The sequence below is a fragment of the Caulifigura coniformis genome (assembly GCF_007745175.1).
GTDB lineage: Bacteria > Planctomycetota > Planctomycetia > Planctomycetales > Planctomycetaceae > Caulifigura > Caulifigura coniformis.
The window spans coordinates 4152099-4167984 of the sequence record NZ_CP036271.1; the positions used below are offsets into that span (position 1 = coordinate 4152099).

Here is a 15886-nt window from a genome sequence, read left to right on the forward strand (position 1 = left end):
ATGAACCTCCTGTTCCTCAGCATGACGTTCCCCGACGCGGTCAACCGCGCGCGGGGTTCGTACAACCTCGCGATGTGCCGCGCGCTGGCGAAAGAGCATTGCGTACAGGTCTGCTCGCCACGACCCTGGCCGGAGATGGTGCGGGCGAAGATGCGCGGAAAGTCCTTCGAGCCGGGGCCCGATGTTCAGGACGCCGGACTGACGGCGAGTTATCCCTGTTACTGGTACCTCCCCAAAGTCACGCAGAAGCAGTCGGGCCGATTGTTGTGGCAGTGTTCACGCCGAACCGTGGAAACGCTCGCGAAACGAAGCAAGCCCGATGTGGTTCTGAGCTACTGGGCACATCCAGACGGCGAGGCCGGACTCCGGGCAGCCCGGTCCACCGGAGCGGCCGCGGCCGTGATCGTCGGCGGGACCGATGCGCTGATTCTGCCCCACCGCCCGGGGCGCGGACCGTATGTTCGCCGCGTGCTGACCGAGTCGGAGACGGTGCTGACCGTCAGCGAAGGGTTGCGAAATGCCGTTCTCGATCTGGGCGCCTCACCCGAGCGCGTTCACGTGATGTACCAGGGAGTAGATCCAGATGTCTTCCATCCGGGAGACCAGCGGGCCGCGCGGGGCTCGCTCTCACTGCCGAGTTCACGCCCCGTGCTGCTGTGGGTCGGGCGGATGGTCGAAATCAAGCGACTCGATCTCCTGCTGGATGCCTGCCGCCTGCTCAGATTGAGCGACGTCGATTTTGACCTCTACCTGGTCGGCAGTGGCGAACTTCGGGAAACGACGGAAGCCCGGATTCAGCAGCTCGGACTGGCCGACGCCGTTCACTGCGTGGGAGCGGTTCCCTACCAGCAGACGGCTCAATGGTATCGCGCAGCCGATCTCACGGTGATGTGCTCCGATTCCGAAGGTCTTCCGAACGTCCTTCGCGAGTCGCTGGCGTGCGGGACGCCGTTCGTCTCGACGGATGTCGGCAGCATTCGCGAGATTGCCGATTCTTCGTATGCAATTCTGACACGCAAGGGAGACGCCGGTGAGCTGGCGGAAGCGATCGGGGCCGCGCTTCGCGGTCAGCTTCGTCAGGCCGCTCAACGCTACCAGGCCCGCAGCTGGGACGACTGTGCGGCGGAAGTGACTCGAATCCTCGGACGGTCGACTGGGACCGCCCAGGCTGCATACCAACTGGAGGCCGTGGGATGACAAGGTCTGTTTCATCCACGCCGCGTCGCGTGCTGTTCGTTTCCTACCTGTTCCCGCCAGTCGGCGGGGTCGGTGTGCATCGCGTGACGAAGTTCGTCAAGTACCTGCCGCAGTTCGGCTGGGAATGCTCGGTGTTGACCGTGGCAAATCCCTCGACGCCACTGGTCGACGGGAGCCTCCGTCGCGACGTTCCGGTGTCGACGAACGTCGTCCAGGCGCGGACACTGGAGCCTGGCTACGGCCTGAAGGCTGCGGTCGGCGCGGGCGAAGTGGGACGCAGCGGAATTGTGGCTGCGGCGAAGCGGCGGCTGAAAGGGATTGCCCGGCGAGCTGTGAATACCGTGCTGCAGCCCGATCCGCAGATCCTCTGGAGGCCTGCGGCCCTCCGGGAAGGCAAACGGCTGCTCCGGGAAATGCCGCACGATGCCATTATCGCGACGGGCCCCCCGTTCTCTTCCCTGCTTCTTGGGGCCGCGCTGGCAAAGGCATCGAAGCTGCCGCTGATCCTCGACTACCGCGACGAATGGGGAATCAGCAACGCCTACTGGGAGAACAAGCAGCACAGCTGGTTCTCGAACATGATCCAGAAGCGGATGCAGTATTCGGCGGTGCGTGCGGCCGATGTCCTGCTGGCGACGACCCCTTCCAGCGCGAAGGAGTTGGAGCATACAGCCGAGGCCGCCGGCAGCCGGGCCCGGTCGAGATTCATCTACAACGGCTTCGACCCGGACGACTTCGGCAATTCGAGCCATCACGCGGAACGCATCGACTATGGAAACGGAGTCGAGAAGTGTCGGCTGGCGTTCGTGGGTACGTTGTGGAATCTGAATCCGATCGGGCCGGTCGTCGACGGCGTGCTGCGACTGATCGAGCAGCGGCCCGACCTGGCGAATCAGCTCGAGATCGTCCTCGCCGGACGGCGGACCGCCGAGCAGGACGCCGAACTGGATCGCCTGCACGACTCGCCGGTCAAGGTGGTCCGTCAGCCTTTCATGGCGCACGACGAAGCTGTGCGGCTGATGCACGATGCCGACAGCCTCCTCCTGCTCAACGCCGACAAGCCGGAGACTCACCGCATCATCAACGCGAAAACGTTCGAGTACATGGCGGCCCGCCGCCCGATCTTCGTCGTGGCCCCGCGGGGAGACCTGTGGGACGTCACGGCCGGGCTGCCGGGAACCATCCAGGTCAGTCCCTCTGATCCTGCTGCGGTTACGGACGGATTGGTCAAGCTTGTGGAACGGCACGCGGCCGGCCTGCAGTTCGACGCCAGGGTGTGGGACATCGCACGGTTTGAACGGAAGCGGCTGGCCCAGGAACTGTCGCAACTCCTGGAAGATGTCGTGTACCGCCACGGGATCTACGGTGAGAACGTCACTCCTTCCGGCCATGCCTTCGAGAGAAAGAAGCATCCGCTCGCAGACAGCGCTGGCGACGTGGACTTGATCCGCCAGGGAGGAATGACGTCGTGAGCCAATTTGTCTGCCTGATGTATCACGACGTCTGCCGTCGCGAAGATCTGGCGCCGGGGGGCCTATGCGCCCGGCTCAGTCCGTCAATCCGTTCCTATTCAGTGACCACGGAGCAGTTTGCAGCCCAGGTGGTCGCGATCGGCCGCGATCGCTGGATGGACCCCAGACAACTCGGAACGCCGGACCTGCCGGCGCCGGCCGATTCGCGGCCGCGCGTCCTACTCACGTTCGATGACGGCTGGAAAGGATCGATCCAGGAAGCCGGTCCGATTCTCGCCCGCGCCGGGGCCAGGGCGATCCTGTTCGTGACGACGGGACTGATCGGCCATCCGCTGTTCGCCGACGAAGCGATGCTGCGGGATCTGTCGACCGACGTCTTCGAGGTGGGAGCTCACACCGTGACTCATCCATTCCTGGCGGAGTGCACGACCGAGCGGATTCGTCGCGAGCTGCGGGATTCCCGACAGACGCTCGAAGACATTCTCGGACGCTGCGTCGACTGCGTTTCGATTCCGAATGGGTCAGTCGACCAGCGGGTTCTCGACCTGGCCAGTGAATGCGGCTACGAGTTCGTGTTCACTTCCGAAACACGCATGAATGCGTCGGACGGAAGCCCGGGGCCAATCGGACGCGTCGCCGTGCGGTCCGAAACGTCGACCGAAAACGTTGTGCAGTGGGCCAACGGAACCTTGGGAGCAGCGAGCTGGAGGCGGCGGGCCCTGGAGCTTCCGCGGCGACTGCTGGGCCCGAAACGTTATCGTCGGCTGCGAAGCTGTGCCCTCGGCGAACAACGCGGGCAGGATGACATGGCCGAGCTTGTGTCCGAGAACCATCGGGCCGAAGCTTCTCTCGTTTCCACGCACTGAGTGCATCGCCATCCACGTTCATGCCGACGATCCAGACGCTCCTGATCTCCCTTGCCGCGTTCACCGCCCTGCTCTGCCTGGGGCTGGGACTGGTGTGGATGGCGCTGCGCCAGCGACAGATGCAGTACTGGATCGGTTCGTACTACTTTCCGTCGGAGGCCAGGCCACGCATCGAAGACGACGCACCGGTCGATGTCTATCTCGCGGTCTGCGACCACTACGAGCCGGAGTGGAACCGGCCGTCCCGAAGTGTTTCGATCGAGAAAGTGCTGCGCTGGCAGCAGGACTATCCTCGGCTGTACGGACGGCTGAGAGACGACGATGGCCGGCCGCCGCAGCACACATTCTTCTTTCCGCAGGACGAGTACCGTCCCGAGTACCTGGATGCCCTGAAGCCATTGTGCGAGGCGGGATTCGGCGACGTCGACGTCCACCTGCACCATGACCACGATACGGCCGAGTCCCTCGAGCAGAAGCTCGCCGAGTTTCGCGATACCCTCTTCCACCGGCACGGGTTCCTGAGACGCGACCCGCTCACCGGCGAGGTCGTCTACGGCTTCATTCACGGGAACTGGTCGCTGTGCAATTCGCGGCCGGACGGGCAGCTGTGCGGCGTCGACCAGGAATTGACGGTGCTTCTGAAGACGGGCTGCTACGCCGACTTCACGCTCCCCTCCGCTCCGAGTGCGACGCAGACGCGGACGATCAATTCGATCTATTACGCCCAGGACCGTCCGGGACGGCGGAAGTCGCACGATACCGGAGTGCGTGCCATTGCGGGGCAGCCCGCGCCGCGCGATCACCTCTTGATGATCCAGGGGCCGCTCCTTCCGGACTGGTCCTCCCGGAAATTCGGAGTGCTGCCACGAATCGAAAATGGCGATGTCACATTGGGACGGCCGATGACGATGCGGCGGTTTCAGCTGTGGCGGAAGGCGGCCGTGCATGTCGCCGGTCGGCCGGACCAGTTGTTCATGAAGCTCCACACCCACGGCTGCAAGGACGGAAACATCGATGAATGGCTGGGGCCGAACATTGTCCGGTTCCACGAGGAGCTGGCGGAATACCGCCGGCAGCATCCGAACGTGCGGTTGCACTACGTGACCGCGTGGGAGATGGCCCTGAAGGTGCGGGAACTCGAAGCGACATCGAGCGTGCGTCGCGACGCACCGGCGCTGCTGACTGTCTGATGCGGAGCCTTTCATCGGGCTGGCCTGGAAACGAAGAACCCCCTTCGTTCGATCAACGCGAACGAAGGGGGCGTTCCAACCCGTCCGTGATTCAGGTCGCCGCTGAAGGATGCGGACTCGACTGTTTACACCGCGGGGCGTTTCTTGAGTTCGTCGCGAATTTCGCGGAGGAGCATGACGTCTTCCGGGGGCGGCGGAGGTGCCGCTGGATCGGTCACACCGACGAGCCGCTTCTCGGCCATGTTCTTCGCCTTCACGACGGCGAAGATCGCCACGGCGATGATGAAGAAGTTCAGCATCGTCTGGATGCAGTTTCCGTAATTCAGAAACGCTTCCTTCACCTGGGGAACGCCGTTCTCAACGATGGGGTTGCCCTTGGCGTCCAGTGCGGGCGTCTGCCCCAGCGAATACTTGAGCTCGCTGAAATTCACCCCGCCGATCAGCTTTCCGAGCGGGGGCATCAGCAGGTCGTTGACGATGGAATTGACGACCTTGCCGAACTCGGCCCCGATGATGATGCCGATCGCCATGTCAAGGAAATTGCCCTTCAGCGCAAAGTCCTTGAACTCCTTGATGATTCCCATGACGTCACCTCAGTTGCAGGGATCGGTGAATTGATGATTCGGTGGCGGCCCGACTGACTGTGGTTCAGATGGCTGACCATTGTCCAGAACGGACTTTGTCCATCAATCCCGGTCAGGCCTCCATCACCGCTTTTCGATGATTGGCTTGCCCGGCGATCCGTCCGATCTGCGGACGGTGACTTTAACGCGCACACGACGCCTGCGGACCTACCAGATCGTCGTCAGTACTTCGAGAAGTTCGTTGTCCGACAGGTCGCGGGGGTTGCCGCTCATGCTGTTGCCGCGCGACGCGGCGACCAGGGGGGCCAGCTGGTCCTCCCGAACTCCAAGTTCCCGAAGGCGTTTGGGAATTCCGAGCGACGTCGCCAGCATCTCGAGATTGACGATCGCAAGGTCGGCATCCATTTCATCCGAGCCGACGGCCCCTCCAGCGATCAGTTCCCCGATCTGGGCAAAGTCGCGGTAGCACAGCTGCAGATTCGCCTTCATCGAGGGAACCAGCATGACCGCGCAGGCCAGCCCATGCGGCGCCTTGCAGTGGACCCCCAGCGCCGCAGCCACTCCGTGGGCCATGCCGAGCCCGGAATTGGCCAGCGTGACCCCCGACAGCCAGGCGGCGTACGACATCGCTTCCCGTGCGGCGCGGTTGGTCGGCTCCTTGTAGGCGACCTCGATCGCCGGAATCGCCGCTCTCAGCCCTTCCCTGCACAGCGCCTTCGTCAGACGGGTAGCCTTCTTCGTCACGTAGCTTTCGATCAGCTGCGTGATGGCGTCCATGCCTGAATGGGCGGTGACTTCCGGGGAGTTCGAGACGGTCAACTCGGGATCGATAAGCACGGCCGACGGGACCAGCCGCTCGTCACGGAGGCTTTTCTTGAACAGCGGGTCGTAGCTGGAGATGACTGCGTTCTTGGTGGCTTCTGTCCCGGTGCCGGAAGTCGTCGGTACCGCAATCAGCGGCAGAGGCGCTTCGACCAGCTTGAGACCGCGACCGACGCCTTCGAGGTAGTCCCGGACCGGAGCTGTTTCCCGCTGCGTGACCAGGCCGGCCACCGCTTTCGCGAGATCGATCGTCGAACCGCCGCCAACAGCAATAAGGCAGTCGCCGTCCTTCAGCTGCGGTCGGATGGCGGCAACGGCTTCATCGACATCGCTCGTTTCAGGCTCACGTGAGGCACAGGTGACACGACGGGTTTCGATCCCTTTCTCCGCGAGCCGCTTTTCCATTTCCTGCGGGACGCCGGCCGCCTCGAGAGTGCGCGAACCGGCCACAATCCAGGCGCGACGACCGAGCGACGCGGCGACCTCGCCGATCGTCGACCGCTTTCCCCAGCCGAAAACGACCTTGGCGGGGACTCGGAGTTCGAAGCTGAGCTCGCCAGGCTCGATGGGGTGATGCAACGACGTTCTTCCGTGCATGGTGGCCACAATCCCTTTCAGCGCGAGACCCGATTCGACGGATCAGAAAGGCTGATCCCGCCGGCACGTCAGTTAGATTTCCTGCCCGAGAAGTCGGGCGACTTCGTAGACATCCTTGTCGCCGCGGCCGGAAAGGCAGACCACGATCGCATGCTCCTTCGGCCGCTGTTTCGCCGCTTTCATGGCGTAGGCAATCGCGTGGGAGCTTTCGATGGCGGGAAGGATGCCTTCCTTCGTTGCGAGAGTCTGGAAGGCTTCGAGCGCTTCGTCGTCACGGATGGCCGTGTAGTTCACCCGGCCCGCATCCTTCCAGTAGCTGTGTTCCGGGCCGACGCCCGGGTAGTCGAGGCCGGCCGAGATGGAATGCACGTCCATCGTCTGGCCATCATCGTTCTGGAGCACGTAGCTGTAGCTGCCGTGCAGAACACCCTTGGCCCCATAGGAGAGCGTGCTGGCGTGATCCCCTGGTTTCGGGCCACGGCCGCCGGCTTCCACGCCGGTGATCGTCACCCCTTCATCTTCGATGAAGGGATAGAACATCCCGGCCGAGTTCGAGCCGCCTCCCACGCAGGCCACGACTTCGTCTGGCAGCCGTCCGATTTCGACCAGCGACTGCTCGCGGGCCTCGCGGCCAATGACGGCCTGGAAATCGCGAACCATCATCGGGAAGGGATGCGGGCCAACCACCGAGCCGATGATGTAGTTGGTCGTTTCAACCGAGCCCATCCAGTCGCGGAAGGCTTCGTTGATGGCGTCACGCAGCGTGCGGGACCCCGACGTGACCGGAACGACGGTGGCGCCCATCGTCCGCATGATGAACACGTTGAGTTTCTGGCGGCGAATGTCTTCCTCGCCCATGTAAACGACGCATTCCAACCCGAACCGGGCACAGGCGACGGCCGTTGCCACTCCGTGCTGTCCGGCGCCCGTTTCGGCGATCACCCGCTTCTTGCCCATCCGCAGCGTGAGCAGCGCCTGGCCGATCGTGTTGTTGATCTTGTGTGCGCCGGTGTGGTTCAGATCTTCCCGCTTCAGCCAGATCTGGGCGCCCCCGCAGTGCTCGGTCAGCCCCTTCGCGAAGTAGAGCGGATTGGGACGACCGACGAACGTGCGGAGCAGTTCCTTCAGCTCCCACTGAAACGCCTGGTCGTTCTTCGCCTTCTCGTATTCCTCGGTCAACTGGTCGAGGGCGTACATCAGCGTCTCGGGAACGAACCGCCGCCCGAACTCGCCGAACCGGCCGCGATCATCAGGGACATTCTTCGAAGCGCGAGCTGGGGCCACCGAGGACATTTCAAGCTTTCACAAGGACGCAGGCAAAAGGCCGATTATCGAGGCCGGATTCGAGACCGTCAACAAGCGATCGGTCAACGCTTTCGGACGAGCCCGGGAAGCACATCCACATCCAGCGGGCTCACGCGACCGGCTTCGAGCAGGTCCCAGGCAATGGCGGCCATGGCGGCGTTGTCCGTGCAGAACTCACGAGGGGAGATCCACAGGGCAACCTTCCGGCGGGCCGTCATTTCCTCCAGACGCTCTCTCAGGCGGGCGTTCGCAGCCACTCCCCCGCCCACGCACAGGGCCATCCGGCCCGTGGCCTTGAGCGCCTGCTCGCATTTCCCCACCAGCACGTCCACCACGGCTTCCTGGAAGCTCGCTGCCAGGTCGGCCACCCGCTCGGGAGTGAGCGGAGGGACGGGAGTTTGTGAGCCGGGCTGGCCCTGCGCGGCGTACAGCAGCGAGGTTTTCATGCCGCTGAAACTGAACTCGAGGCGTTCGTTGTTCAGGAATGTCCGTGGAAAGCGAACCGCTTTCGGATTTCCCTGGAGGGCCGCCTTCTGAAGCGACGGACCTCCCGGGTACGGCAGGCCGAGGACAGCCGCCGCTTTGTCGAACGCCTCTCCGGCCGCGTCGTCCGTCGTCGTTCCCAGCAGCTCGAAATCGAGCGTGGTCCGGCAGTCGTAGAGGTTCGTGTGCCCGCCGCTGACGACCAGGCCGACCGCCGGAAATGGATCGCGATCGGCGGCCCACCGACAGGCGAAGAGATGCGCCTCGATGTGATTGACGGCGACCAGCGGGACGTCCAGCAGCCAGGCGATCGTCTTGGCCGCAGTGAGTCCCACGAGGAGCGAGCCCACCAGGCCAGGCTGCGTGACCACCCCGACCGCAGCGACGTCGTCCAGCGATTTCCCGCTTTGCTTCAGAGCGTCGTCGAGACACGGCAGTACCCGCTCGACATGAGCGCGCGACGCCACCTCGGGGACAACGCCTCCCCAGCGACGATGCAGCTCATCCTGGCTCGCAACCACATTGGCCAGCACGTTGCGGTCGCGGTCCACCACAGCGACCGCCGTCTCGTCGCACGACGATTCGAGCGCCAGAAGAACATCACGACGGTCGACTTGTGTAGCTGAACTCGCAGCATCCCCGTCCATGCGTCAGGCCGCCTGGTCGCGCGGCACCGAGAACACCGGCAGCGAGGTCGTCGACTTGTCGGACGGTTTCGCCTCCGGCTTCTTCTCGTCCTTCTTGTCGTCCTCGGGCGCGGGCGGAACGGCCGTCGCCGTTTCGGGCTTCGTCAGTTCCTTTTCGATGGAGTCGCGGGCCTTCGCGAGCTGTGAGTCCACGAAATCTGCGATGAGCGGTTCGCGGGGCCGGATGGCGTCCCGCTGGGTGCGATAGCGGTGATAGGCCAGGTATTCCGCCGGGCTGAACGGGATCACGTACCCGTCATTCGGCATCACGCCCCACTCATCGGTTTCTTTGGATTCCGGAAAGCGGTGGATGTTCTTGCCGCTGGGACGATGGTACGCCGCCGTCGTCAGTTTCAGCGCGGCCTTGGCCCCTTCGACTTCCATGTTGATGACCGTCTGCACGCTCCCCTTGCCCCACGAGCGTTCGCCGATGACGACGGCCCGTTTGTGGTCCTGCAGCGCCGCGCTGACGATCTCACTGGCGGATGCGGAGTAATGGTTGATCAACACCGCCATCGGAAAGCCGCCGAACGTACCGAACTTCTTCGCAGCGAATTTCTGCGGGAGGGCGTTGCGCCCTTCCGTGCTGACGATCAGGCCCGAGTCGAGGAACAGGTCTGCGATGTCGACCGCCGCCTCGAGCTTGCCGCCCGGATTGAAACGCAGGTCGAGAATCAGCCCCTTCATCCCCTCCTTCTTGAGCTGCTGCAGGATCTCCTGCATCTCCTCGCCGCTGCGACCGGCGAAATTCGTCAGGCGCAGATAGGCGATCTTCTTCGTCTCATCGAGCCAGTAGTTCCAGGTCCCATCCGGCTTGCGGGACTCGCCCAGCACGGTGTCGGTCTTGATGATCGCCCGTTTCAGAGTCAGCGTTTCCGTGACATCTCCCGCCAGGTGCTTGATCGTGACTTTGACTTCCTTGCCCGGCTCTCCGCGAAGCAGCGTGATTGCCGTGTCGATCTCCTGCTTGCTCGTGAATTCACGAACCGGCTTCCCCTCGATCTCGGTGATGCGATCCCCCGACTTGATCCCCGCCTGCGCGGCCGGAGCACCGGGAAGCGTCGACATCACTTCGATATTCCGCTGCTCCTCGTCGAAATGGACGTGGATCCCCACGCCGCCGAACTCCGACTCCACCGACTCGGTGAACTTCTGCAGGTCCTTGGGGCTGATGTAGTCGGAATACGGGTCGAGCTTCTCCAGCATTCCCTGCACCGCTGCTTCAACCAGCTGCTTGCGGTCCACGTCCTTGACGTAGTTGCGGTCGATCTGCTGGAACGTGTCGACGAACACCTTCATCAGCTCGTAGTACTCTTCGGAGGTTGGCTCCTTCTGCTCGCCAACCGCGAGCGACAGCCCGCTCAGCAGCACGATCCCGGCCAGCAGGGCGACAAATCCATTTCGACGCATGTCACAGGCTCCTGGTCTGGTCCGGGCTCGTCTCCCCGGTTCAGACACTCCCAGATTGGACAACAGACGCCGAATTCTAGTGCCGTCTGCGAATTCCCGGTAGGCGTTGACATGCCAGTTGCGAAATCCAGCAATCGGCGCAACTCGTTCGTCGAGACGGACTCCCGCGGAATTGCACGCGACCGCGAAATCCCGCCGCTCGGCCAGGGCTCTCGTGAACTTGAGTTGATGTTGACCGGACCGGCAATTTTTTCCAGATTTCGCCGCGCTTCGCGGGCAATGAGTGCCCACCGGAAGTGACTTTGCCGCTGCGGGTCGCCTGTGCGACGGCAAAGACGGAGATTGGCCCCACGGGGACGTCGAGTGAAAAGTATTGCCCTCATCCTGTGCCTCGTTTCAGCACAGCCCGATTCCGACCAGCCGGATGTCCGGCCGTGGACGGGGCTTTTTGACTCGGCGCTCGTCACGACCGACGACGCCCCTGTCATCCGCGGACAGTCCCCCGGCCAGCCCATTGGTCCCCTGCTCGGCCCGATCCAGGATCAGAACACCACCTGGTACCAGCCGACTTACCAACCCGATCCGAACGCCGCATTTTCCCAGGGCCAGGCGCCGATGGTGACGCCGCAGCCCTATGGCATGCCGCAGCCGATCCAGTCTGGCGACCCGTTCCTCAACGGCGGCATGCCTTACGCCGCTCCGAGCCCCAACGCCCCCTGGGGGCAGTACTCCTACGGCGGTATCAACGGAGCACAGCCGATTCGCTACGGCTGGAACGCGCGGTACGACTTCACCTTCATGCCCGCCGAAGGGACGAGCAGCCCCAACGTCGGCAAGTTCGGACTCTTCGGATTCGACCTCGAAAAGGAATACATCAAACCCCTTCCCACCGCGTGGGTCTTCTCCTTCGCCCCGCAGTACAACCTGCGGCTGCTGGAAGGCCCGACGAATGGCTACGCAGGCCCAAGTCACCTCCCCGGAGACCTCCATCGCTTCGGGCTCGGTCTGAAACTCAGCACCCCCGAGGTCAATGGCTCGACGCTGGAGTTCGGATTCACTCCGGGCTTTACAACCGACTTCGAAATCTCGCCTTCCGGAAACGGAATGCAGTATGACGCGCATGCCGTCTGGTTCTGGCGGTGGAATCCCCAGTTCATGGTCGCCCTGGGAGCGGCATACTGGGACCGCGTCGACGACATCATTCTGCCCTACGCGGGAATCGTCTATACGCCCAACGACTACCTCGAGTTCCGGCTGCTGTTCCCGAAACCGCGTGTGAGCCTGTTCCTGGGAACCCCGAATGGCGTCGCCACCTGGGCCTACATCCAGGGCGAGTACCACGTCGAATCGTACGAAATGGAGCTGTCCCCTCCGGGGTCTCGTGATCAGGTGCAGTTCACCGATTGGCGCCTGATGGGCGGCTTCCGGTTCGAGGCCGGCTGGATGACCACTTTCATCGAAGCGGGCGGTATCTTTGGACGTGAGGTGGAGTTCCGCCGCAACGGCGAAGACTTCGACGTCGATCCAGGATTCATCATGCGGGCCGGCTTCCGGTACTGATCCCGGCTCGCCCCCCGTACTGTTGATCGAGGAACGAGAAAAGCCCGCGACCCCCGGTCGCGGGCTTTTTGTGATTTTCAAGGCTTCAGTCAGTTCACGGGCAGGAGCGGAGCGGGCATCGACGGGATGACCATCGACTCGGTCGGGATGCCGGGCTGCGTGTAAACCGGCTCGATGTTCATCGGCGCGGGCGGCAGCACATATGAACCCGCCGGCGGGTTCACCAGGGGGGCGGGAGCCGCTGAGGGCGCAGGAGGGCCATTGTACTGCGGCATGGCCATCGGAGGCTGGCCCTGCAGGTGGTTGTACTGCGCCGACGGGCTGTAGTAGCGATGCCACCACTGCTGCGAGTAAGGCATCGACTGCCCGTAAGCCGCCGCCGTCTGGGTCTGGCCGAAGACGTGGTGGTAGTTGTATGGGCGGAAGGAGTGGAAGCCCTCGTGGTAGGGCATCTGCTTCTTCCATCCATGCTTCCATGGTTCCTGGTCGTCGTACCGGAACAGCGTCTCCTGGGCTCCGAAGGAGGAGGGCCCGTGATAGTAGTCCTGGGCAAGTGCAGGACCGGACGATCCGGCGCAGAGCAGCAACGCAAAGCCAAGACGACGCATGGGGGCTCCTTTCCCGTGGCCTGCGATCAGCGGGCTGTCCACAGCCTGTTTCGCAGCGACCACCACTGCTTTCGAGCAATCACCCGTTGTGGCACGATGAAAACCGTCTTCGAGAACCGGCAAATCCGGCATTTGCCGCCGGATGTTTCCCGACTTTCGGACCCTGACGAAAATGCAGGGTCCACAACGGTGCGGATGGAGGCCTACGCTCGGTGCACAATTGACCTTTCGAGATGCCCCGACGCGACGCGCCGGGAATCCTGTCGATCACAGTGTCGCTGATCCGAGGAACGTCCATGTTGCTCCGTCGTGCTCTCCTGACCGCCGCCGTCTTTGGTGCAACGGCTCTGAATCAATCGGCCTCTGCCCAGGACGTCCCGGCCCCGCCGCCAGCAGGAGTGCAATCGGTTCCCCGGAAGGCGGTGCCCGAACAGCCGGCGCAGAATCCGCCCGCACAAGCGGAATCACTTCCGCAGCTTCCCGAGAATCCCATCCGGCTCCAGGAAGAGAAGCCCGTCCCGGTGCAGCCAGCTGCTCCCGCGGAAAACGAGCCCGTGGAACAGCCGGCTGTCAGTTCCGGTCTCGACATGCAGGCGGCACCGCCTCCGGAAGCGGCGCGGAAACCCGTGCAGCCCAAAGGGCCAGTTTACTACTTCCCGCTTGATCTGCGGGTGGATCCGTCCAGCGTGACGATGCCCCCGGCGATGCACATTCCCAACTCGCCTGCTGTGGAAGACCTCTCCATCTCAGGCGATCACGGTCGTTACACGTATTACAGCTACCGTCGTCCGTGGTACACGCCGGGACACCTCAGCGCGAATGTAACGATTGTGTGGTAAAGACCGCTCGTACGCTCCAGGTTCCAGTAGTACTGACCCGACCGTCTGGTCGGGTTTTTTGTTGCGGAACGCTTCGCTGCGGAATTCTCCACACGTCCGGCGCTTGCCGAATCATCCAGCGAGGGAACACCCGACGATAGTGATCGTGACAGGATGTCATTCGCTCAGAGTTCGTGGCGTGGAAAGGAACTCCCCGCTGCAGTGAGCAAGAGGGTAGCGGCAGTGAAACGACTGACGCTGCAAGGGCCTCATGGAGGAGCGACACGGGATGTCGACTGCGACTCAAAATTGTCGTGTACAGCCAGCGAAGGTTTTGCCGGCCACGTTCGCCTCCTGGCGGAGTGCTGCCCGCAGGATCGGTCTGTCGATGCTCGGCGCCGCTTCGGCTTTCCTTTCAGAGGCCGCAATCGCCCAGGGCCCCTGGGCGCCTCCTGCTGTCCAGCAGCACTACCCTGCGCACACCGTCATCCAGCGCAGCGCCTCTCCCGTCCAGCAGACGGTCGGTCACCTGCCGGTCGATCCGCGCGCCGGACTCGATGACCGCATCGAATCGATGCCCCGCGTCGACCAGAAGCTCGAAGTCATCCACCACCGCAGCCAGCTCGTCCGCACTCGCACGCCCATCACCCGCACGATGGCCTCGGCATCCGGCGTCATCGACATTGTGCCCTACAGCGACACTGAGTTCTCCATTCTCGGCCTCCAGCTTGGCATGACGGACCTGCTGATCTGGTTCGAAAATGATCCCGAGCCGCTGAAGTATGCCGTCACGGTCATCCGCGACCCGGAACTCGAGGACCGGCGTCGGATCGACTATGGCAAGATCGAACGCAAGCTGCAGATCCTCTATCCCAACAGCAAGGTGTGGCTGATTCCGCTCAGCCGCCGGGTCATCGTTCGCGGCCAGGCCCGTGATCCCGAGGAAGCGACCCGGATCATGCAGACCGTCCGCCTCGAGGTGGCGAACCTCGAATACGCCGGACGGAACATTGGCGACGACTACGTGAGCGGCGCCGCCTATGACGCGGGAGCCGGCGGAGCCGGGACTGGTCTCGCCAACGGATACAACAACCTGCTCAATTCGTTCGTCGTCGACGAACTCCGCGTGCCGGGTGAGTTCCAGGTGAAGGTCCGCGTGCGGATCGCCGAGCTCAGCCACATGCAGCTGCGCCGCTACGGCGCCGACCTGGGCGTCGCCTTCAACGACGGACAGAACATCATTCGCAGTTCGATGGCCCAGGTGCCGGTCATCTCGGGCATGTTCGATAACGGCAACGTCAACTGCCTGCTCGATGCCCTCGCCGTCAACGGCACCGCCAAGATCATCGAAGATGCGACCTTCGTGACCCTCAGCGGCGAGCCGGCGGCATTCCTCGCCGGTGGTGAATTCGCGGTCCCGACCACGGTCGGCATCGGCGGGGCCGCCGCCGCGACGACGACGTTCCGCGGTTACGGCACCTCCGTGATTGCGACGCCCACGGTGATTGACAACGATCGCTTCCGCCTGCAGGTCGTGGCCGAACTCAGTGCCCTCAACAACCAGAGCGCCGTCGCCGGTATCCCTGGACTGAACGTGAAACGGGTGCAGACCCGCGTCGAGCTTCAGGAAGGCCAGACCATTGTCCTCGGTGGCCTCTATGGACGGACTCAGCGGGCGGATGTCTCACGCATCCCGTTCCTCGGCGAGATCCCGGTCATCGGCACCTGGATGTTCAACACGAAGAAGGCGACCGAAGACGAGAACGAACTGCTGATCGTCGTCACGCCCGAACTCGTGCGGGCCATCGACTCCGATCAGCAGCCTCCACTGCCCGGTTTCCACGTCACTCATCCCGATTGCTACGACTTCTGGAAGTACAACCGGACGGAAGGCAATCCCGACCTCGGACACTACCAGATGCTGCCCTACGGGCATGGCGAGTCATACGCCCAGGACGTCGGCTACAACGTGTTCAATCCCGCCCCGGCTCCCGGGGGGATGGCCCCTCAGTCCGGATTCGCCGCGGGCGGATACCAGTCGATGCCGGCTCCCCCGCAAAACGGCGGATACGCCGCTCCCGGGCAGGGACCGGTGTTTGCTCCGAGCGGCGTGCCTCCGCAGCCGACCATGGCCCCGTCGCCCGCTCCCCAGCAGGTCGGACCTGGCCCACAGGCCTACCGCGGCATGAATCGCGGACCGGTCCAGCAGACGGCTGGCGTTCGCGGTGTCCCCCGACAGGGCGTTCGCCCCTCGTACAACCGCTGAGCACGATGCAGTTCCTGGCGCC

General features: G+C 63.6%; 13 protein-coding genes. 7 read left to right on the forward strand and 6 right to left on the reverse strand.

All coding sequences use genetic code 11. The features are described 5' to 3' along the window. From Pan44_RS16735 to Pan44_RS16750, 4 genes are read left to right on the forward strand one after another with little or no spacing between them, the layout of a single operon-like run. Positions 1–1197, forward strand: a complete 1197-nt coding sequence (locus Pan44_RS16735) for a glycosyltransferase (protein ID WP_197453395.1) — start codon at positions 1–3, stop codon at positions 1195–1197. Continuing rightward, on the forward strand, positions 1194–2669 hold the full coding sequence (locus Pan44_RS16740; RefSeq protein WP_145031153.1) for a glycosyltransferase: 1476 nt from the start codon (positions 1194–1196) through the stop codon (positions 2667–2669). Before Pan44_RS16735 ends, Pan44_RS16740 begins: the two co-directional genes overlap by 4 nt. After that, complete coding sequence (locus Pan44_RS16745; RefSeq protein WP_145031155.1) at positions 2666–3535, forward strand: polysaccharide deacetylase family protein; 870 nt, start codon at positions 2666–2668, stop codon at positions 3533–3535. The genes Pan44_RS16740 and Pan44_RS16745 overlap by 4 nt, the downstream gene beginning before the upstream one ends. Before the next feature lie 20 nt (positions 3536–3555). Further along, positions 3556–4725, forward strand: coding sequence for a hypothetical protein (locus tag Pan44_RS16750; RefSeq protein ID WP_145031158.1), 1170 nt, complete (start codon positions 3556–3558; stop codon positions 4723–4725). Between the two features lie 125 nt (positions 4726–4850). Here the strand turns inward: Pan44_RS16750 and mscL are convergent, their stop codons facing one another. From mscL to Pan44_RS16775, 5 genes are all read right to left on the reverse strand, one after another. Next, complete coding sequence (gene mscL / locus Pan44_RS16755) at positions 4851–5309, reverse strand: large-conductance mechanosensitive channel protein MscL (RefSeq protein ID WP_145031160.1); 459 nt, start codon at positions 5307–5309, stop codon at positions 4851–4853. 207 nt (positions 5310–5516) lie between these two features. Beyond that, a complete protein-coding gene (locus Pan44_RS16760) occupies positions 5517–6728 on the reverse strand; it encodes an iron-containing alcohol dehydrogenase (protein ID WP_145031162.1) in 1212 nt (403 codons plus the stop codon). A 72-nt stretch (positions 6729–6800) separates the two neighbouring features. Further along, positions 6801–8021 (reverse strand): tryptophan synthase subunit beta, encoded by a 1221-nt coding sequence (gene trpB / locus Pan44_RS16765; protein WP_145031164.1) that lies wholly within the window; start codon positions 8019–8021, stop codon positions 6801–6803. A 74-nt stretch (positions 8022–8095) separates the two neighbouring features. Beyond that, entirely contained in the window at positions 8096–9163 is a 1068-nt protein-coding gene (gene tsaD / locus Pan44_RS16770) for a tRNA (adenosine(37)-N6)-threonylcarbamoyltransferase complex transferase subunit TsaD (RefSeq protein WP_145031166.1), read from the reverse strand. Between the two features lie 3 nt (positions 9164–9166). Then, positions 9167–10612 (reverse strand): S41 family peptidase, encoded by a 1446-nt coding sequence (locus tag Pan44_RS16775; protein ID WP_145031168.1) that lies wholly within the window; start codon positions 10610–10612, stop codon positions 9167–9169. 363 nt (positions 10613–10975) lie between these two features. On the opposite strand from Pan44_RS16775, the gene Pan44_RS16780 reads away from it, so the two are divergent. Then, entirely contained in the window at positions 10976–12172 is a 1197-nt protein-coding gene (locus Pan44_RS16780) for a hypothetical protein (protein ID WP_145031170.1), read from the forward strand. 89 nt (positions 12173–12261) lie between these two features. Here Pan44_RS16780 and Pan44_RS16785 read toward each other — a convergent pair whose 3' ends face one another. Beyond that, the gene (locus Pan44_RS16785; RefSeq protein WP_145031172.1) at positions 12262–12780 is read right to left on the reverse strand and encodes a hypothetical protein; all 519 of its coding nucleotides are present in this window, start codon (positions 12778–12780) and stop codon (positions 12262–12264) included. 296 nt (positions 12781–13076) lie between these two features. Here Pan44_RS16785 and Pan44_RS16790 point away from each other — a divergent pair, with 296 nt between their 5' ends. Together Pan44_RS16790 and Pan44_RS16795 are read left to right on the forward strand one after the other, a co-directional pair. After that, positions 13077–13619 carry a hypothetical protein gene (locus tag Pan44_RS16790; RefSeq protein ID WP_145031174.1) on the forward strand — a complete coding sequence of 181 codons (543 nt, stop codon included), beginning with the start codon at positions 13077–13079 and terminating at the stop codon, positions 13617–13619. Between the two features lie 367 nt (positions 13620–13986). Continuing rightward, positions 13987–15864 carry a type II and III secretion system protein family protein gene (locus Pan44_RS16795; RefSeq protein ID WP_197453396.1) on the forward strand — a complete coding sequence of 626 codons (1878 nt, stop codon included), beginning with the start codon at positions 13987–13989 and terminating at the stop codon, positions 15862–15864. Positions 15865–15886 lie beyond the last annotated feature (22 nt).